This is a genomic window from Pseudokordiimonas caeni, from assembly GCF_026719705.1.
GTDB lineage: Bacteria > Pseudomonadota > Alphaproteobacteria > Sphingomonadales > Kordiimonadaceae > Gimibacter > Gimibacter caeni.
Genome location: NZ_JAPPRR010000001.1, coordinates 1,792,644 through 1,810,732 on the forward strand (window position 1 = coordinate 1,792,644; position 18,089 = coordinate 1,810,732).

The following is an 18,089-nucleotide window of genomic DNA, read 5'->3' on the forward strand; positions in this document are numbered from 1 at the left end:
TCCCTGTTCGACCGAGAGCGATAAACACTGCGAGTATTTCAGCATCAAGATCAGCCTTGTCCCGCCTTCAACTGGCTGTTTGGGACTGGACTGCTCCATCGGCGGCATCGGCTCGTTTAAGTGAGGTACCGTCGTCGTCCACGACGCTTTTTCCGAACAGATATGCCGCAAACAAAACGATCGCCGCCATGATCACCAGCCCTGCGTATTTGACGACCTTGACCCGCACCAGCATGCTTTCGTAGTCAATCTCGCCTTTCTCAGGGATCGATTTGGGTTTGTAAGTGTATTTCATTGCAATTGTCCTGCTTGCCGCCATTTGTAAAAGGGCGGCCTTGCGCCTCGGCCTCACCGTTTGATTTTGGATATTTTGGTACCCTCTATACTGAGGCTGGCCATCAGCCCTTGCTGGCTGAAAATGAAGGCATAGGCGTCGTCTTGCAGGGAGGAGCTGGACAGATTTTTGGCCGCCCCTTCGTCGACTACGACAATAGAAGGGCCAATCCCAAGCTCCCATCCTGCGGTTTCAGAAACATAATCGAGGGCGTCCTTGGTCATCAGGAAGACGACATAGGAAAAGGACTCCGCGCCGGCCTGAAACCCCCAGGACCCCGAAACCGAATTATAATAGTCAACAACGGTTCCCTTTTTCAGAAGAACCCCTTCACCATAAGCCCCCCCAAATATCAGGCCGGCCTTGACGATGTTCGGAAACACCAGAATGGCAACGGCCTTCTCCGCCATGTCGGCAGCAAGGTGATTTGTCTTGGACAGGGTTTTGAGGGCCTGAACGGCATCCCTGTCGAGGTCAGCCGCGGTGGCAGCCTGAACCGGCCCCGTAATCAATGCGGTGCAAAGGAGGAACCCTAGCGCGAACGCCCCCGCCAAATAACGCTTTGGCGCCCCAAGCCGCCAGGGCCTGCGCGCTGTTTCGGCAAGATAAGGGCGTTCAAAGTCAAGGTCGCTGCGCATCATTGGTTGCTCCTTCTGTTGAAGCCTTTCAGCCGGCATACCGTGCCGCCTGACTGCCCACTGGAACACCGACATCTGTATGATGGTGGTTTTCCTATTTCCGGGCTTACTTCCAGAAAATAACAATACGCAGAGTTGGGACGGCGAGGTCAGCCCCGGAATCTACCCACAGAAGACCAAGCAATGACATGACAGAGGCCGGTTCGGTATGTCGCCAATACTGGCTTCACCTCCGGCCCTGCGTAGTTTCCGAGGCTGACAGGACACTTCATCTGCAGCCTATACTTCCCGTTCAGACCTCATGTCCGACTGATCCCGCAAGTACGACACAACGTCTTCCGGGACAGACACACGGCACGTGATTTCCCCTGAAAGGATAAAAAATGACCAATCCAATCAAAATGATGCTCGGCGCCGCACTAGTGGCGTCTGCGTTGACCTTCCCCTCGGCGGCTCAGGTAACGCCGCAAACATTCGCGAAAACGAATGTCGACCAAACCGCGCTTTCAACCGGCTATCGCACATCCAAAGTTGTCGGAAGCCCGGTCATGAACAAGGCCGGTGAGACGATCGGCACGATCGATGATCTGATCGTCACGCCCAACGACAAAGTACCTTTCGCCATTTTGTCGGTTGGTGGTTTTCTGGGGATGGCCACAAAATATGTGGTTGTGCCTTACAGCGACTTTGTCATCCGCGACAAAAAAATGACCCTGCCGGAAGCGACGAAGGACACTTTGAAGGCCCTTCCCGAGTTCGAATACAGCAAGTAACCGACAAAAGGGTTTGGGCGCGCTTTGACGGGCGCGCCCTGATGCTTCTGAACCGTCGATGCCAATTCCCGCATTGAACTTGCCTGATTTCCAAAGGAGTGCTTTCCATGAGCCTCAGTACAATTTTTCTGATCATTCTGGTGCTGTTCCTGATCGGCGCCTTGCCAACCTGGCCACATAGCCGCTCCTGGGGATATTTCCCGAGCGGGATTATCACCATACTTGTGGTGATCTTCCTCGTCCTGTTGATAATGGGACGCGTATAGCCAGGGGGGTCTCAGGATTGGTGCTGTCAGGCGGGCGGACTGCCAAACGCGGCCCAAATTCTGAGCACAAAATACATGAGAATAAAAACGACAAGAAAGCGAGACCCCAAAAAACCTCCGGCCTCCCTTCGGTCTGGCGATTTGCCGGCCCTACTGATATTCGGCAACCTTGCACACAGGCGTGTTGCGAGCGACCTGGCTCCCAGCCGATCGACAGGGTTGTTTGACGGCAGGGCACGGATCAGTTCTGCCAGCCTTTCAATGGCCATCTCGGTCGGCATGCGGTCGAGCGCCATTGCTTCGCCCCACGGATCAAGATTTTGGCGGGCCAGAGCGGAGAGAACACTTATCGGCATGCCGCTTGGCTCCTCACCGATCTGGAACTGCAAAAAGCGGTCGAATTTTGCTTCCAGAATGGGGGTCAGGGCCGCGTGTTTCATCTCCATTTTCATCCTCGCCTTCGATAGAGCTGACAGAATCCCTAACGATTCCAGTCTTGGCCCAGTAACGGAAAAATACTCCATGGCTAACCGTCCTGGCAGCATCGGCAAATACCTATCGCCCGACCGACAGCCCCCGAGACTTGCCGCCATGAATGGCTTCAAGCGGCAGACAAGTCGCATATTGAAGATTAACTGATGACATCGACCATTGATTATCTTCAGGCCTTCCTGAAACAGGAACAAACCGCGGGCATCCTGCTCATGGCAGCTGCAGCAATCGCCCTGGTCACCGCCAACACGCCTCTTGTCACCCTCTATGGGATATTTCTGGAAACCCCTGTTGCCGTCCAGGTTGGCGCCCTTGTCATCCACAAGCCCCTTCTCCTGTGGATCAATGATGGCCTGATGGCGATCTTCTTCCTGCTCATCGGCCTTGAACTGAAACGGGAATTTATTGAGGGGGATCTCTCCGACCGCCGCACCCTGATGTTGCCAGCCCTCGGCGCACTGGGCGGCATGCTCGCACCAGCCGCCATTTATGCCCTGCTTAACGCCGGCGATCCCGTCGCCTTGCATGGCTGGGCCATACCGGCGGCCACCGACATCGCCTTTGCGCTGGGCATATTGGCCCTGCTCGGCAACCGCGTGCCCATCGCGCTCACCGTTTTCCTCACGTCACTCGCGATTTTCGACGATCTGGGCGCAATCCTGATCATCGCGATTTTCTATAGCGGTCATATCTCGCCATTGGCCCTCGCCGTCGCCATAGCGATGACCGCCATTCTTTGGCTGCTCAACCGGCTTGGCGTCATGAAGCGCAGCCTCTACTTCGCCGCCGGGATTGTCATGTGGATAAGCCTGCTGAAATCGGGCGTTCATGCGACTTTGGCAGGGGTCGTGCTCGCGCTCTTCATCCCGATTGCCAATCCCGACAATCCATACCAGTCCCCGCTCAAGGACCTGGAGGAAGACCTGCATGCCATGGTTGCCTTCGTTATTCTGCCCGTCTTTGCCTTCATGAACGCCGGTGTGCCGCTTACGGGGCTTGGCCTTGATGCCTTCATGCACCCCGTTCCATTGGGCATTGCCGCTGGTCTCTTCATTGGAAAGCCTATCGGAATCCTGCTTTTCTGCTGGCTGGGCATCCGGTTTAAAGTAGCCGAGCTGCCGGCTGGCGCGTCCTGGGGGGCTTTTTTCGGCGTTTCGGTCCTCGCAGGTGTCGGCTTCACAATGAGCCTTTTCATCGGAGCCCTGGCCTTTGAATCCGTTTTACTAACCAAAGAGTTCGACGAACGCATCGGCATCCTGGTCGGCTCGATCGCCTCAGGATTGCTCGGGTATACGATCCTGCATTGGTCGCTGCCACGACACCCTGTACATGGCGGATAGAAAGGAAGGCGTCATCCACCATAGCCACGGTACAGCGCGACGCGCATCTGTCTTCGCTGTACCGGCTTCAGCCCAGCACCCAAGCAGCGGAGCACAGCGATGACAATCACCAAGCAAGGCAGGAGAAAATCAAGAATAATACAATAAAATCAATAACTTAAAGTCATTGGTGCCCGCTGCCGGCACCAGACCTTTATTGATATCAATAAGTTACAAGCACCTGGCGCAAATTTGGCGCACGAATTTTTGGCGATTTGACGATGCCGCCAACCCGAAGAGTTCACCCTGGAGCGGGGGCTAACCCTCCGGGGGATTTCCCATCAAAACGGTCTGCTTGCCAGCTTTTCAGCGAAATCCAGCCGGGCCGCCAAGGGATCGACAGCATGACGGGCGCCGTCGGCATTGATCAGCTGCAGCTTGCTACCGCCCGAGCTGAGCGGTGGCCAAGGTGGGATCGCGCTGTCACCGCCGTCCGGCTTGCCGGTCCTGGCGAAATTGGCCCAGTAGCGGTGCGTGAGCGCCGCGACAGGGGCTTCAGCCGCGATCATCTTCGGTCGCACCCGTTTGGCCACCGTATCGAAAACATACGGGATTTCGCTCGCATGCGGCGCACCACCCATCACGGCCTCTACCTCCGGCACTGCATAGGCGAAGCGGTACAGGAACACCGGCTGACGCTCCGAAAGTGCACGGGCAACGGCACGGGCGGGCTCGATCATCATGCGGTCGGCGCTTGTCGCGGTGGCAACGACCAACCCGAGCGTTTCACCTGAAGGATCATATAGCGCACGGGCCTCGTCCGCATCATTACCAAAGGCCGCGAAGATTGCTTCCTTGTCGGTCGTCATCGGGAAACCGTCGGCACTGTTGGCCCCGATAATCAGCGGCACTTTCGCCATGATGCCGGCACGCGCCGCATCAACCGGCGACCCGAGCAAGGTGCGGCCATCAATCATCGGGCCGCTGTAGCCCGCCTGAGCCATTGTCATCAGGCTGAGGTCGCCTGTGACCTTGGCCACAGGAAGGGCCCGCAGTTCGGCAGCTGTCAGCCCCGGCGCGAAATCGTTGCCGGTGGCAATCGCCTTGGCAAGCACCGGGGTTGGCAGGGCCCGTTCCCGTCCGCCGCCCGACTGGACGATGGCTTTTGAAAAGAGCCCGCGTGCCGCTGGTGCCTGCAACAGCATATGGACCGATATGCCCCCAGCACTTTCCCCGAACACGGTGACCGCGGCGGGATCGCCGCCGAAGTTGGCAATATTGGCTTTCACCCATTCGAGGGCGGCGATCTGGTCCAGAAAACCGAAGTTTCCGCCATAGCCTTCCGCTTCGAGCCCCGAATGAGCGAAGAAACCGAACCGGCCAAGCCGGTAATTGAAGCTGACGAACACAATGCCATCACGAGCGAAGGCCTCGCCCGAATAAACACCCGGCGAGGAGCCACCATTGACGAACCCCCCACCGTGAATCCACACCATCACTGGCAGGTTGCTGCCAGCACGCGCGGATGCTGGCGACCAGACATTGAGATAAAGGCAGTCTTCGGACGGCGTGGTTTCGATGGGGGCAGCATCTGGCGGGAATGGCGCTTGGGCGCAGTCGGCCCCGAACGCGCCCGCCTCGCGCACGCCCTGCCACACCGGCGCCGGTTGCGGCGCGCGCCAGCGCAGGTCGCCGACCGGCGGTGCGGCATAGGGGATACCCTTGAAGGCGGTGATAGCCCCTTCATCCGTGCCGCGAACGAGGCCGCTTGTGATGGACACGTCAGCCGCCAGTAGAGGCGCTGCCCCCAGCGACAGCATCAAGGCTGCTCCTGCGATCAATGCGTTTGCCATGCGTTTCATGATCGCCTCCGTTCCCTCAATCCCGCCATGTGCGCGCGGCCATCTTCACGGTCACAGGCTTGCCGAGCGTTTCGGCATTTTCCCCGAGCGCGAAGCTGTAGTCGCCTGCCGCGATGGTCCATCCGGCGTCGGTCCAGTCGGCAAGCAGGCGCGGGTCGATGTCAACCGAAACCTGCTGCGTCTGGCCGGGCGCCAGCTCCACCCGGCTGAACCCGACAAGGCGCTGTTTCACCTTGCCGTCGCGCGCCAGGAGATACAGTTGCGCTACCGTCGCGCCGGCCCGTTTGCCGGTGTTGGTGACCGCGAAGCTGGCGGTCGCGCCATCCGTTCTAAGGCTGGACGACGTGAAGCTTGTATAGCTGAGGCCATAGCCGAACGGGAACAGCGCCTTGTGCCCCTCGCGGGCGTTATAGCGGTAGCCGAGATCCGACCCTTCGATATCATAATTCACACTGAGCGTTTCGCCTGGCTTCGGCGCGCCCAGAAAATCGGGCTCTAATTCCTTGGCGCCGTCAAGTTCGGGCCGCGGCAGGTCGTTCAGGCTTGCCGGGAAAGTGATAGGCAGGCGTCCCGCCGGGTTGGTGTCTCCAAAGAGGACCGAGGCAATCGCCTCACCGCCGCGGATACCCGCATACCACGCTTCCATTACCGCTGCCGTTTCGCCAAGCCACGGCATCAGCACCGGTCCGCCGGTTTCGAGCACCACGATCGTGTTCGGGTTGGCCTTGGCCACCGCCGCGATCAGCGCATCCTGCCCGTTCGGCAGGGAGAGATCGGGCACGTCCAGCCCTTCGGTCATCCACTGGGTGGCAAAGACGATGGCGACATCGGCCTTCTCGGCTGCCATCACCGCATCGGCGACATAACGACCGTTGCGGTAATAGACTTTCGCCTCCGGCACCACGTTCTTGATCGCCTTCAGCGGCGAGGACGCATGATAGGTTTCCGACAGGAGCGCCGAGAAAGGGTTGCCCGGATCGGTCGGCACCACAACGGACGGGCCACCTTCAGCATGCACGAGGCTCGATCCGCTGCCCGCTGGCACGCCGGCATTGGCATAGCCACCAATCACGGCAATGGACTTCACCGATTTCGCGAGCGGCAACAGGCTTTTCTCGTTCTTCAGCAGAACGATGCCCTGCTTTGCCACCTCTTCGGCCACATCGGCATGAGCTTTGAAATCAATGGTGCCGCCCGGTTTGGCAGGATTAGCCTCAAGGCCGTTTGCATAGATGGCGGTCAGGATGCGCTTGTTCATGTCATCAAGCCGCACCTTGTAGGCCGCGTCGCTTTTGGCGGCGTCCTTCAGGGTATCCCCAAAGAAAACAGCAGGATCGAGCTGGGCGCCCGACTGCTGGTCGAGCCCCTTGAGCGCAGCTTCAAGACCGGGAACGGCGCCCCAGTCCGACATGACGAACCCCTCATAGCCCCAGTCGTCCTTCAGTACCTTGTTGAGCAGCCAGTCACTGGCGCACGACTGCGCTCCGTTCACGGGATTGTAGGCGCACATCACCGAGCCCGGATTGCCGATCTCGATCCCGATCTGAAAGGCCAGCAGGTCGCTTTCCCGGGCCGCCGCTTCACTGATCAGGGAATCGGCGAACTTGCGGCCGGTTTCCTGCCCGTTGAGGGCAAAATGTTTGATCGTGGAAATGATATTGTTCGACTGGATACCCTCGATCGAGGCCCCGACCAGCACGCCGGTGAGGAGCGGGTCTTCGCTCAGATATTCAAACGTGCGACCGTTGCGCGGCTCGCGCATCAGGTTGGCACCACCTGCCAGCAGCACATTGAAGCCCTTGGCGCGCGCCTCTGCCCCGATGGTCGCCCCACCCTTCTGCAACAGGGCCGGGTTCCAGGTAGAGGCCATCGCCACGCCGGACGGCAAGGCCGTGGCGCCATCACCCCGCAACCCGCCAATATAGGATACCCCCAGGCTCGCGTCCGTTTCTGTCAGCGCCGGGATGCCGAGGCGCGGGATACCGGCAACATAGCCTGCACCGGGGATCGCTTCCTTCGGGATTTCAACATCAAAGCCAAAGGGCAGCGGCATGATCCCGTGGGTGAGGACAACCTTTTCCTCAAGGGTCATCTTTTCAACCGTTGCTGCGGCTTTGGCAGCTGCTTCGCTTTCCTTGCCAACAGCAGCTTCGGCCGACGACAGGGCAAGACCTGCACAGCAAGACAGGGCAACAAGCGATGTTGCCATCCCGGATTTTTTCATCATTTCCTCCCGCGTGAATCCCCAGACAAAAGGCTGGCGAAGCCGCCAATCTCCCATTGGGGCGTCACCGCGGGTGCATTGTTCATGGCGCTCGTATATCTGTTAAATTGTTTTATCGGATGCATTGATCCGAAAAACATATGATAAGAACTTGCATCGAAGGCAGCACGACTAGGATGTCCCGCCCGCCATCTTTTTCAGGTCCTGCTGCAGGTGGCGCGACAGGGCGGCGGCCGCAGGGGATGCAGCGGCACCGGCCAGTCGCATGAGGGAAATCTCCCGCCGGACATAAGGTTCCACCAGATCAAATTGCGGCAGGTCAGTCAGCTTGACCGTGGGCGATTCCGAGCAAGGCAGGATGGCACAGCCAAGGCCGGCACGTGCGAAGGCAATCGCCGTAGGGATCAGGCGGGGCTCCATCACGATATTCGGGGTGAAGCCTGCGGTGGAGGTAGCGCCGTCGGTCAGCGCCCGGATGGTCGAACCCGGCGCCATCGCAATGATCGGCTCCTCGGCAAGCTCGTGCCATTTGATCTGGTTGCCCGCCGGGCGGATCGTTTGCGGCGTACCGACAAGGACAAGCCGGTCGTTCAGAAGCGGCAACGCGTCGATCTCCCGATGCTTCTGGGTGCGGCTGACGGCAAAGTCGATCTGTTTGTTCAGCAGCAGGTCGACGATTTCGGTACCCAGCACATCCGAAACCTCGATGGTGATATCGGGATACTGCGACCGGAAACGGGCAATGGTTTCAGGCAGGATGGTACTGGCGAGCGACGGCAGCACGCCAATCGAAACCTTGCCACGTGTCAGGTCGCTATATTTGGTGACATTGGCCAGAGCCTCATCAAACTGGCCAAGCAGCCGTTTGATCACGTCGCCGAACTCAAGCCCGATGGCGGTCGGCTCCACATTCCGCGTGCTGCGATTGAACAGCTTGACGCCAAGGTCTTCTTCCAGCTGATGGATAAGTGCGCTGAGCGCCGGCTGCGAAAGCCCGATGGACTCCGCCGCCTTGGTGAAATGGCGATTCTGCATCACGGCCTCGAAGGCACGAAGATGCCGCAAATTGATCATCGACATTGGAATTCCCTCCTCCGCAACAGCACCGGATTCCAGCTTTGACACTCATAATCTATACAGATTAAATGATTTGTAAAATCCATTTATCCAATGAGATTGTTCGTCATACAATGCTTTTGACTGAGGGGAAAGAATGCAAAGCAAGCGCCTTCACGGGCCAGGCTTTGCTGAACGGGAGGACGGCGCTGTTGCCCAGCAACAGCCCACGGGGACTGGCATCTTGCCCAGTATCTGTCGTCTGACCTCTCCCCTGAAAACGAGATGGGGTCACTGCATGTTGAGATTGCTGAACGGAATTAGAATACTTGATTTCACAACTGTGGTGTTGGGCCCATATGCCACGCAGATATTGGGTGACCTAGGCGCGGATGTCATCAAGGTGGAGCCTTTGACAGGCGACGTGTTCCGCTATGTCCGGCCCGGCCGCAGCGACAGCATGGGCGCCAACTTCATCAACTGCAATCGCAACAAGCGCTCCATCGCCATTGATCTGGCAACGCCGGCCGGCAAGGCTGCTGTCAAGAAGCTGGTCGCCAAGGCTGATGTGGTTGTCCACAACATGCGCCCGAAATCCGCCGACAAGCTGGGCATCGGGTTTGAAGACCTGAAGGCGGTGAAGCCGGATCTCGTTTACTGCTACGCCAGCGGCTTCGGGCAGGAAGGCCCGAACGCGGACGAGCCCGCCTATGATGACACGATCCAGGCCCTATGCGGCCTCGCCTACCTGAATGCCAACGCAAACGGCGAGCCCCGTTTCCTTCCGACCATTGTGGCGGACAAAGTGGGCGGCCTGCATCTGGCCATCAGTGTGCTTGCCGGGCTCGCCAGCCGCAACCGGGGCGATGCCGCAACCTGTATTGAGGCGCCGATGTATGAAAGCCTTGTCTCGTTCCTTTTGGTGGAACAACTGGCCGGTGCCAGCTATCAGCCGCCGATGGGCGGCACTGGCTACGAACGACTGCGGTCGCCTTACCGCAAGCCCTTCCCGACCGCGGACGGGTTTGTTGGCATCATCCCCTATACCACCACGCACTGGATCAGGTTCTTTGAACTGATCGGCCGGGAAGACATGAAGACTGACAAGCGGGTCACCGATCCCACCGCGCGCAGCCGCAGCATCGATGATCTTTACGCGATGATCGAAAGCGCCACGCCGACCCGGACAACCGACGAATGGCTTCAGTTGCTGCGGGCACGCGATATCCCGTGTGCTGCCGTCAACCGGCTTGATGATCTTTTCCATGACCCGCATCTCAATGCCGTCGGCATGTTCAACCGCTTCACGCACCCGAGTGAGGGCGAGATGCTGAGCGTGCGCACGCCCTTCAACGTGACCGGCGCAAGTGGCGCAGCGGACCTGCCCGCCCCGGGCCTTAGCGGTGACGCCCGCGAGATACTGGATGAAGCCGGCCTCGGTGACGAGGAAATCGAAGCGCTGTTCCGCGATGGCACCGTGGCAGCAAACACCAAAGCGGAGGGCGCACAATGAACTGGCTGAAATCTCTTTCCCTGACGGGCGCCTTCATTGCCGCAATCGCTGCCGGCGCCTGCTCGGGCAATGAAAACTCGAACGAGGCTGCCGCCGCCGCGCCGATCGCCGAGGCGACAAAGGCGCTCGATCAGCTTGTCGCAAAGGGCAGCCTGCCGGGCGCCATTGTGATTGTTGAACAGAATGGCGAACGGCTGGCAGACATCGTCACCGGTTATCAGGATGTGGAGAAGAAGGAGCCGCTGACCAAGGACGCGATCTTCCGCCTCTATTCCATGTCGAAGCCGATCACCAGTATCGCCATTCTCATGCTGGCGGATCAAGGCAAGCTGAAGCTTGATGATCCGGTCGGCAACTACCTGCCGGCCTTGGCCGACATGCAGGTTTATGACAGCGGCGATGTCGACCATATCGTCACGGTGCCGGCCAAACGCCCGATCACCATCCATGATCTGCTGACGCACACCTCGGGCATTCCCTATCATTTCAGCGGGAACACGCCGGTTCACCAATATTACCGGAAGCACGGGATCATGCGTGACACGCCGGTTGGCCGCACGCCCGAAGACGGCCCGCCCGCCAGTAACCTTGCCCAACTAGTGGACCGGATCGGCCATGCGCCGCTCCTTTTCCAGCCTGGTGAAAAGTTCGAATACAGCTATTCGACCACCGTGCTTGGCGCCGTTATCGAAGCGGTGAGTGGGGAACGGCTGGACCAGTTCCTGCAGAAAAATATCTTCGCGCCGCTCGAGATGAACGAGACCGGCTTCTTCATCGAGGACACCGCGCTTGACCGGTTCGTCACAGGCTATGCCGCCACGCCTGAAGGCCTTGTCGCCATCGAACAGCCGGAAACATCCGACTACCGCGATCATGACCGCCTTTTGGATGGTGGCGGTGCGCTTGCCGGCACGGCAGAGGACTATCTGAAGTTCGCGACGATGCTGGCCCGCAAGGGCGAATACAAGGGCAAGCGGCTTGTCAGCGAAGCCTTGATCGACCAGATGTTTTCATCGCAGGTAACGATCTCCGGCTGGGGGCCCAACCCTGTCCAGTTCGGATATGGGCTGGCAATCGGCGACGCCAATTCCGATGCCCTTGGCATGCAGCCGGATGGCAGCGTCAGCTGGTCCGGATCCGGTAACACCTATTTCTTCGTGAACCCGAAAACAGGGGTCGTTGCCCTGCTGATGACACACATCATCGTGTCGGGTACAGAACAGGCCCGCACGCTTGAATTCCGTTCACTCGTCAATCATTTGGCAAAGGAAATCACACACTGATCTGTCCTGCCGCGAGCTTCCCAGGAGGCTGACTTCGGTCCCTCCGGTAGCCCTCCAGCCTGTCATCGGCCGGAGGGCTTATCGCGTTCAAAAGAGGCGCCATACAATCATATAAATTACAGATTAATCGATCCGATAAAACAATTTAACAAATGCAATTGTCTGTCTGAAGATGAAATTACGGGAAGTTTCTGTCGTCTGGGAGGGACAGAAGCGCGGCGCCTGGGAGGGCGCCAAAGCTGGCTTCTCGTAACCAAGGGAACAAGGGGAGGAAAAATGCCTATCCATTCAGATGAGCTGCGGACAGTGTCGTTCCGCGGAAAACTGCTGTCGACTGTGGCAGCAATCGGAATCTTCGGCGGCGCGGCACATGCACAGTCCACTGCCGGCAGTGAACAGGGCGCGTCGGATGAGCCGGCGATGCTTGAAGAGATCGTCATCACCGGCAGCTATATTGCCCGCTCGAGCCAGGAGACGCTGTCATCGCCGACCCTGATCGTCGGCGCGCAGGAAATCGCCAGAACCGGTTTCACCGGCGTTGACGACCTGCTGCAGCTGAACACTGCCAACATCGGCAGCGTCGGCGGTGCGCAGGATCTTGCAGCCGGTGGCGCTGATGACCGCGATACCCGGTCTGCCAACCTGCGCGGCCTTGGTGTCCAGTCCACCCTCGTCCTCATGAACGGGCGCCGGGTGGCCAACACCGATGGCTACACGAACCTCGTGGCGCTGACCCCGACCATCGCGGTCAAGCGCGTTGAAACGGTGCTTGATGGCGCATCGGCAACCTATGGCTCCGACGCCATCGCAGGCGTCATGAACATCATCACCGACGATACATTCGAAGGCCTCAAACTCAGTGGCCAATATACCCATATCGCCGATGCTCCGCGCTATGTGGTGGAAGGCATGTTCGGGGGCGGGAACGAGAAGTTCCATGCCGTCGTGTCGGCAAGCTACGAATATCAGGACAAACTGCAGGGTTATGAGCGCGAAGTCACCAACTTCGACAACACTTCAGGCCTTGCCCAGCCCGGCAACTATATCCTGACCGAGCGCCCGACCACGGCGGGTGGTGGTGATGTCATCATCGATAACGGCATCAACGGCCCGATCAACTATTCCGAACTTTATGACGTGATCTCGGCCCGCAATGGCGGCGGCTCGGTGCAGTTTGCCGATCCCTGGTGTACCGATCCGTCGACCGGCGGGATCTATTCGGGATCGCGCGCTTTCCCTGATGGCGCCTGCCGCTTCAGCTACCAGCAGCGCAACCCGGTGAAGCCACGTTCGCGCGTCACGCTTGTCCATCTTGATGCGAACTACCAGCTTTCGGAAGACCACACCCTATACTTCGAAGGCCGCTACTATCAGCAGGGCACCGAACGCTTCGGGATCGCCAGCTTCCCGATCACCACGGGATCGCTCGTCGTGCCGGATTCGAATCCCTATAACCCGTTCGGTGTGGATGTCACGTTCGCCGGGCGTCTGCTTGGCAACATGTCACCCGACCGGGTTGAAAAGGTCGACCTTGATTCGATGCATATCGTCACCGGCATCAAGGGCGAGCTGCCCGGTTTCTCGAACTGGAACTATGATGTCAAAGGCGTCTATTCCCGCGAGGATTACACCCTTTACACCAGCGACACCGACCTGATCTCGGCCCAGAATGCCTTCAACGGCTATGGCGGCCCGGACTGCCAGATCTCGCCGATGGGCGTACCGGCAGCAAGCGAAGTGGCGGGTGCGGGCAACTGCGTCTATTTCAGCCCCTTCGGCCGTGACCAGCAGGATAATGATCCGCGTACGGATTATAACGTCCTCACGCCGTACCAGCGCGGCGAGGTGGCCGAACTTCGCTATGTCGAGGCGATCGTCACCGGCGATCTCTTTGAACTGCCGGGCGGCACCGCAGGCGTAGCTTTCGGCGGCCAGATCCGCGAGGAATACCAGTCGATCTCGCTTGATGCCTCCGTCGTCAACGGGCGCTTCGGCTTCACCGGCAAATCGCTGCCGGGCGAAGGCGAGCGGACGATCAAGTCCTTCTTCTCGGAACTTTATTTGCCGGTCATCTCCAGCGTCGATATCCAGCTGGCGGCCCGCTACGAAGACTATGGCCTCTTCAGCACGTTCGACCCGAAGGTAGGCGTCAACTGGCGTCCGACCGACTGGCTGGCTGTTCGCGGCTCCTACAGCACCGCGTTCCGCGCGCCGGATGTGGACGAAACGGTTTCGAACCAGGTAAATTCGGGCGTCGGCCAAACCGTCGACCCGCTTGACCCGACCGACACCGGCACGTTCCGCGTGATCCGCACGGTTTCGAACCCCGATCTGCAACCCGAACAGTCCCGCAACCTCAATCTCGGGGTTTCGGTGAAGCCGATTGACCGACTGCTGCTGTCGCTCGATTATTTCGACTTCAAGTTCTCGGATCAGATCGCGCTTGAAGCCGCCCAGCAGGTGATCAACTCCGATCCGAACGGCCCACGGGTCGAGCGGGATGAATTCGGACGTCTGCTTGCTGTCAATATCGGCTACTTCAACTCGGGCCGGACACGCACCAACGGCTTCGATTTCCGGGCGAACTATTCGTTCGATCTGGGGTCGGGCACCGTATCCATCGATAATATGGCAACGCTCATCACCACCTATGAAGTTCAGCTTGGTGTGAACGCGCCCGTCATCGATGCGCTCGGCAGCCGGAACAACAGCAACCCCGGTGCGCCGTCGCCCAAGTTCCGCGACAATCTTCGGGTCGGCTATACGATGGACCAGCATGCGGCCAACGTCGCCATGCGCTACACGTCCTCGCTTGATGACGACCTGAACGGCGGAAAGATCGGATCCTGGACAGTGTTCGATGCCCAGTATTCCTACAGCTTCGGTGATGACGACCAGATGCGGGTCACCATCGGCGCCAACAATATCTTCGACCGCAAGCCGCCGGCGGCCGCCTTCACGGGGTATCTGCCTTCCCTCCATGATGCCCTCGGCCGCCAGGCCTATATCCGACTGACCGTCGGGCTCTAGGCGGGCGTCACCCTCCGCCGTGGCCCGGTCAGTGATGCACCGGGCCACGGTTTGTGCTTTAAGAGAATCGGGAGACCAGAGGGAAGGGGTTTGCTGTGCTGGCTGTTGTCGGACTTGCCACGATTGTTGTTCTGCTTGTCGTCATCCTGAAAAAGTGGCTGTCACCCCTCGTAGCCCTGATTGTTGTCCCGCTCGCCGGCGGACTGGCAACCGGCTTTGGTCCCGAACTCAGCGGTTTCATCGTTGATGGTATCGAAAGCGTTGGCCCGACCGCCGCAATGTTCGTGTTTGCCATCATCTTTTTCGGCATCATGTCCGATGCCGGCCTTTTCCGCCCGCTTGTGAACCGCATCCTCGCGCTCGTCGGCAATTCGCCCTCCCGCATCGCGGTGGGTACCGTGGCTCTTGCCAGTGTGGTGCATCTGGACGGTTCGGGCGCTTCCACCTTCCTGATCGCTATCCCTGCCCTGAGGCCCCTTTACGATCAGATCGGCATGGACCGGCGCATCCTTGCCTGCGGGGTCGCAATGGCGGCTGGCGTGAACAATATGCTGCCCTGGGGCGGGCCAACCATCCGGGCGGCAACCGCGCTCGAGATGAATATCATGGACCTCTACCGACCCCTGATCGCGGTCCACCTCACAGGGCTTGCTTTCGCCTTTGCCTGCGCATGGCTCCTGGGCCTGCGGGAAGAACGCCGCCTGAAAGCAACACCAGAGCTGACCGCCGGCCTGATGGCCGCAGGGGCAGCAACCGACGGCGCGGCGGGGAACGGACGGCCGCCACGTTTTGCCGCCAATCTTGTCCTCACGATTGCCGTGATAGGCACGCTTGTTTCGGGCCTTGCCCATCCCGTGGTCATTTTCATGATCGGAACGATTGGGGCACTCGTCATCAATTTCCCGGATGTTGACGAGCAGCGCCGCAAGATCGACAGCCACGCCGTCGCGGCACTGATGATGGCTGCCATCCTCTTTGCAGCTGGTGCCTTCACCGGCATCATGAAAGGCACCGGCATGATCGGCGCCATGGCCGCGGCAGGCGCTGACCTGCTGCCCGCGGCCGCTGCCAGCGAACTGCCCACGATCCTCGGCTTCCTTTCGATGCCGCTCAGCCTGCTTTTCGACCCGGACTCCTTCTATTTCGGCATGCTGCCGATCCTCGCCAGCATCGGTGCCCATGCAGGCGTCGACCCTGCCCACGTTGCACAAGGCGCTCTCCTCGGCCAGATGACAACCGGTTTTCCGGTCAGCCCCCTGACGCCTGCGACCTTCCTGCTTGTCGGCCTTGCCGGCGTGAATCTGGTCGATCATCAGCGCTTTTCTATCCCGCTTCTTTTCGCGGCATCCATCGTGATGACCCTTGCGGCAATGGCGCTTGGCGTCTTTGCGGCCTGACCTGAAGGAGAAGCCGATGACCGCGCGCCTGCCCTTCATCATGCCCTCGATGCTCGTTGCCATGATCGCGCTTGGCACTGCCCAAGTTTCTGCCAGTACCGGCGACATGCTGGGCGCTTGCGACGCAATTGGCGACAAGTTCGGCGTCACCGCGACCTTCGGCAGTGATTTCGAAGGCCTGCCCCCGTCTCCTGTACCCGGCATGACGGCCCCGGCCCTTTCGCCGCTTTGCCGCATCGAAGGCGTTGCCTCCCCCGTTGAAGGGTCGCGTATCGGATACGAGGTCTGGCTACCAGCCAATGGCTGGAACGGACGACTGCAGATGATCGGTAACGGCGGCTACAGTTCCTCGATCAGCTATTTCCTGCTGCAGCTCTATGCGTCGCGCGGCTATGCCGTGGTCGCCACCGACACGGGCCACACCGGCGATGACCCGGATTTCGCCAAAGGCCGGTATGAAGCCATAGTCGACTGGGGTCACCGGGCGGTCCATGTCTCGGTCGGCCACGCCAAGACACTCGTCAGAGCCTTCTATGGCCGGGACGCTGACTATAGCTATTTCGCGGGCTGCTCCACCGGCGGGCATCAGGCCCTGATGGAAGTGCAGCGCTATCCCGACGATTTCGATGGCGTGCTGGCCGGGGCGCCGGGTCACAACCGTACGCACTTGAATGTCGGTTTCCTCTGGCAGTTTGTTCAGAACCACCGCGAAAACCCCGAAGAGCCTACTATCCCCGCATCCAAACTCCCCGCCGTTGCCGCCCGCGCGCTGGCCAGCTGCGGCACGGCCAACGGCGCTGAGGCCGGCGGCCTGAAGGGTGACCAGTTCCTCAACGACCCGCTCAGTTGCCAGTTCGACCCTGCTGAAATGCAATGCGAAGCTGAAGACGGCCCGGATTGCCTGACGGCACCCCAAGTCGCCGCCCTCAGGGCGATGTATGACGGAGCCCGCAACCCCGTGACGGGCGAGCGCATCTATTTCGGTTTTCTGCCGGGCAGTGAAGCGTCAGGCGGCCCTGCCGCCCTGCCCGGCTGGAGCCTTTATTGGGCCGACCCGACAAACCCCAAGGCTCCAGCGCGGGCATCCTTCTGGCAATATTGGGCTTTCGACAATACCGACTGGCGTTGGACGGAATTCGATTTCAACAAGGATGTAGCCAAGGCCGACGCCAAGCTCGCCCCTCTCATCAACGCCATGTCGCCTGATCTTTCGGCCTTCCGGGCGCGGGGCGGGAAACTGATCCAGTATCACGGGCTGGCGGACCCCGTGGTGCCAGCCACGGATTCGGTCCATTATTTCACCCGCGTGCAGCAGGCAATGGGCGGCGATGCCGGGGATTTCCACCGCCTGTTTCTGGTGCCCGGCATGCATCATTGCTACGGCGGCCCCGGCCCCTTTGACCTGAATGCGCAAGCCGCCCTGGAAGACTGGGTCGAGCGCGACAGGGCGCCCCATTTCCTGACCGGTAAAAACCCGGGATCTGTCGCGGCCAAGCCCTATTCCCGGAAAATCTGCCCTTTCCCCGAAAAGACAGTCTTTGATGGCAAAGGCGACCCACTGAGTGCCGACAGCTTCATGTGCAGGCCGTCACCAGTGCCCAAAGCGCCAGAAATCGGCCAAGCTTACCTTCGATAAGCCCGAGCCCAAGAAGCATCGCCAGACAGCAATAATCCAATAAAATCAATAACTTAACGTCATTGGTGCCCGCTGCCGGCACCAGAGTTATAGTTATATCAATCAGTTACAAGACCTTGGCGCAAATTTGGCGCACGAATTTTAGCGCCAAAATTTGTCGGCCCGGTATTGAGTAACAGCCGCTGCCATGGCCTCTGGCCGTGCTTGTGTGTGATAATTGCGGCACTCGGCAAACGCCTTCTTTACGCTTCATCTGAAACGTTCCA

General features: G+C 59.6%; 14 protein-coding genes. 8 read left to right on the forward strand and 6 right to left on the reverse strand.

Annotated elements, in window-relative coordinates; translation table 11 throughout:
- Nucleotides 1-67: 67 nt before the first annotated feature.
- Together OU694_RS08105 and OU694_RS08110 are read right to left on the reverse strand one after the other, a co-directional pair.
- Nucleotides 68-295: a hypothetical protein gene (locus OU694_RS08105; protein ID WP_308910478.1), complete on the reverse strand. Its 228-nt coding sequence runs from the start codon at nt 293-295 to the stop codon at nt 68-70.
- 53 nt (nt 296-348) lie between these two features.
- Nucleotides 349-975, reverse strand: a complete 627-nt coding sequence (locus OU694_RS08110) for a lipid-binding SYLF domain-containing protein (protein WP_308910479.1) — start codon at nt 973-975, stop codon at nt 349-351.
- A 380-nt stretch (nt 976-1,355) separates the two neighbouring features.
- On the opposite strand from OU694_RS08110, the gene OU694_RS08115 reads away from it, so the two are divergent.
- Nucleotides 1,356-1,745, forward strand: coding sequence for a PRC-barrel domain-containing protein (locus OU694_RS08115; protein ID WP_308910480.1), 390 nt, complete (start codon nt 1,356-1,358; stop codon nt 1,743-1,745).
- A 107-nt stretch (nt 1,746-1,852) separates the two neighbouring features.
- Nucleotides 1,853-2,011: a DUF3309 domain-containing protein gene (locus OU694_RS08120; RefSeq protein ID WP_308910481.1), complete on the forward strand. Its 159-nt coding sequence runs from the start codon at nt 1,853-1,855 to the stop codon at nt 2,009-2,011.
- Between the two features lie 26 nt (nt 2,012-2,037).
- Here OU694_RS08120 and OU694_RS08125 read toward each other — a convergent pair whose 3' ends face one another.
- Entirely contained in the window at nt 2,038-2,535 is a 498-nt protein-coding gene (locus OU694_RS08125; protein WP_308910482.1) for a hypothetical protein, read from the reverse strand.
- A gap of 114 nt (nt 2,536-2,649) precedes the next feature.
- Between OU694_RS08125 and nhaA the strand changes: the two genes are divergently transcribed.
- Nucleotides 2,650-3,843 (forward strand): Na+/H+ antiporter NhaA, encoded by a 1,194-nt coding sequence (gene nhaA / locus OU694_RS08130; RefSeq protein WP_308910483.1) that lies wholly within the window; start codon nt 2,650-2,652, stop codon nt 3,841-3,843.
- 320 nt (nt 3,844-4,163) lie between these two features.
- Here nhaA and OU694_RS08135 read toward each other — a convergent pair whose 3' ends face one another.
- The 3 genes from OU694_RS08135 to OU694_RS08145 form a co-directional block, all read right to left on the reverse strand.
- Nucleotides 4,164-5,684 carry a carboxylesterase/lipase family protein gene (locus OU694_RS08135; protein ID WP_308910484.1) on the reverse strand — a complete coding sequence of 507 codons (1,521 nt, stop codon included), beginning with the start codon at nt 5,682-5,684 and terminating at the stop codon, nt 4,164-4,166.
- Between the two features lie 16 nt (nt 5,685-5,700).
- Nucleotides 5,701-7,908, reverse strand: coding sequence for a beta-glucosidase family protein (locus OU694_RS08140; RefSeq protein ID WP_373460280.1), 2,208 nt, complete (start codon nt 7,906-7,908; stop codon nt 5,701-5,703).
- Nucleotides 7,909-8,079: 171 nt separating this feature from the next.
- On the reverse strand, nt 8,080-8,988 hold the full coding sequence (locus OU694_RS08145) for a LysR family transcriptional regulator (RefSeq protein WP_308910486.1): 909 nt from the start codon (nt 8,986-8,988) through the stop codon (nt 8,080-8,082).
- Between the two features lie 274 nt (nt 8,989-9,262).
- Here OU694_RS08145 and OU694_RS08150 point away from each other — a divergent pair, with 274 nt between their 5' ends.
- From OU694_RS08150 to OU694_RS08170, 5 genes are all read left to right on the forward strand, one after another.
- Nucleotides 9,263-10,477 carry a CaiB/BaiF CoA transferase family protein gene (locus tag OU694_RS08150; RefSeq protein ID WP_308910487.1) on the forward strand — a complete coding sequence of 405 codons (1,215 nt, stop codon included), beginning with the start codon at nt 9,263-9,265 and terminating at the stop codon, nt 10,475-10,477.
- Nucleotides 10,474-11,760 carry a serine hydrolase domain-containing protein gene (locus OU694_RS08155; protein ID WP_308910488.1) on the forward strand — a complete coding sequence of 429 codons (1,287 nt, stop codon included), beginning with the start codon at nt 10,474-10,476 and terminating at the stop codon, nt 11,758-11,760. Before OU694_RS08150 ends, OU694_RS08155 begins: the two co-directional genes overlap by 4 nt.
- A 276-nt stretch (nt 11,761-12,036) precedes the next feature.
- Complete coding sequence (locus tag OU694_RS08160; RefSeq protein WP_308910489.1) at nt 12,037-14,790, forward strand: TonB-dependent receptor plug domain-containing protein; 2,754 nt, start codon at nt 12,037-12,039, stop codon at nt 14,788-14,790.
- Nucleotides 14,791-14,885: 95 nt separating this feature from the next.
- Nucleotides 14,886-16,187 carry a CitMHS family transporter gene (locus OU694_RS08165; RefSeq protein ID WP_308910490.1) on the forward strand — a complete coding sequence of 434 codons (1,302 nt, stop codon included), beginning with the start codon at nt 14,886-14,888 and terminating at the stop codon, nt 16,185-16,187.
- A gap of 16 nt (nt 16,188-16,203) precedes the next feature.
- Complete coding sequence (locus tag OU694_RS08170; protein ID WP_308910491.1) at nt 16,204-17,823, forward strand: tannase/feruloyl esterase family alpha/beta hydrolase; 1,620 nt, start codon at nt 16,204-16,206, stop codon at nt 17,821-17,823.
- Nucleotides 17,824-18,089 lie beyond the last annotated feature (266 nt).

Excerpts from the sequence above, each read along its gene's own strand:
- OU694_RS08145 (WP_308910486.1), bottom strand. The coding sequence starts at position 8,988 with ATGTCGATGATCAATTTGCGGCATCTTCGTGCCTTCGAGGCCGTGATG.
- OU694_RS08120 (WP_308910481.1), top strand. The coding sequence starts at position 1,853 with ATGAGCCTCAGTACAATTTTTCTGATCATTCTGGTGCTGTTCCTGATC.
- OU694_RS08110 (WP_308910479.1), bottom strand. The coding sequence starts at position 975 with ATGATGCGCAGCGACCTTGACTTTGAACGCCCTTATCTTGCCGAAACA.
- OU694_RS08115 (WP_308910480.1), top strand. The coding sequence starts at position 1,356 with ATGACCAATCCAATCAAAATGATGCTCGGCGCCGCACTAGTGGCGTCT.
- OU694_RS08135 (WP_308910484.1), bottom strand. The coding sequence starts at position 5,684 with ATGAAACGCATGGCAAACGCATTGATCGCAGGAGCAGCCTTGATGCTG.
- OU694_RS08125 (WP_308910482.1), bottom strand. The coding sequence starts at position 2,535 with ATGGAGTATTTTTCCGTTACTGGGCCAAGACTGGAATCGTTAGGGATT.
- OU694_RS08105 (WP_308910478.1), bottom strand. The coding sequence starts at position 295 with ATGAAATACACTTACAAACCCAAATCGATCCCTGAGAAAGGCGAGATT.
- nhaA (WP_308910483.1), top strand. The coding sequence starts at position 2,650 with ATGACATCGACCATTGATTATCTTCAGGCCTTCCTGAAACAGGAACAA.
- OU694_RS08170 (WP_308910491.1), top strand. The coding sequence starts at position 16,204 with ATGACCGCGCGCCTGCCCTTCATCATGCCCTCGATGCTCGTTGCCATG.
- OU694_RS08150 (WP_308910487.1), top strand. The coding sequence starts at position 9,263 with ATGTTGAGATTGCTGAACGGAATTAGAATACTTGATTTCACAACTGTG.
- OU694_RS08140 (WP_373460280.1), bottom strand. The coding sequence starts at position 7,908 with ATGAAAAAATCCGGGATGGCAACATCGCTTGTTGCCCTGTCTTGCTGT.
- OU694_RS08160 (WP_308910489.1), top strand. The coding sequence starts at position 12,037 with ATGCCTATCCATTCAGATGAGCTGCGGACAGTGTCGTTCCGCGGAAAA.
- OU694_RS08155 (WP_308910488.1), top strand. The coding sequence starts at position 10,474 with ATGAACTGGCTGAAATCTCTTTCCCTGACGGGCGCCTTCATTGCCGCA.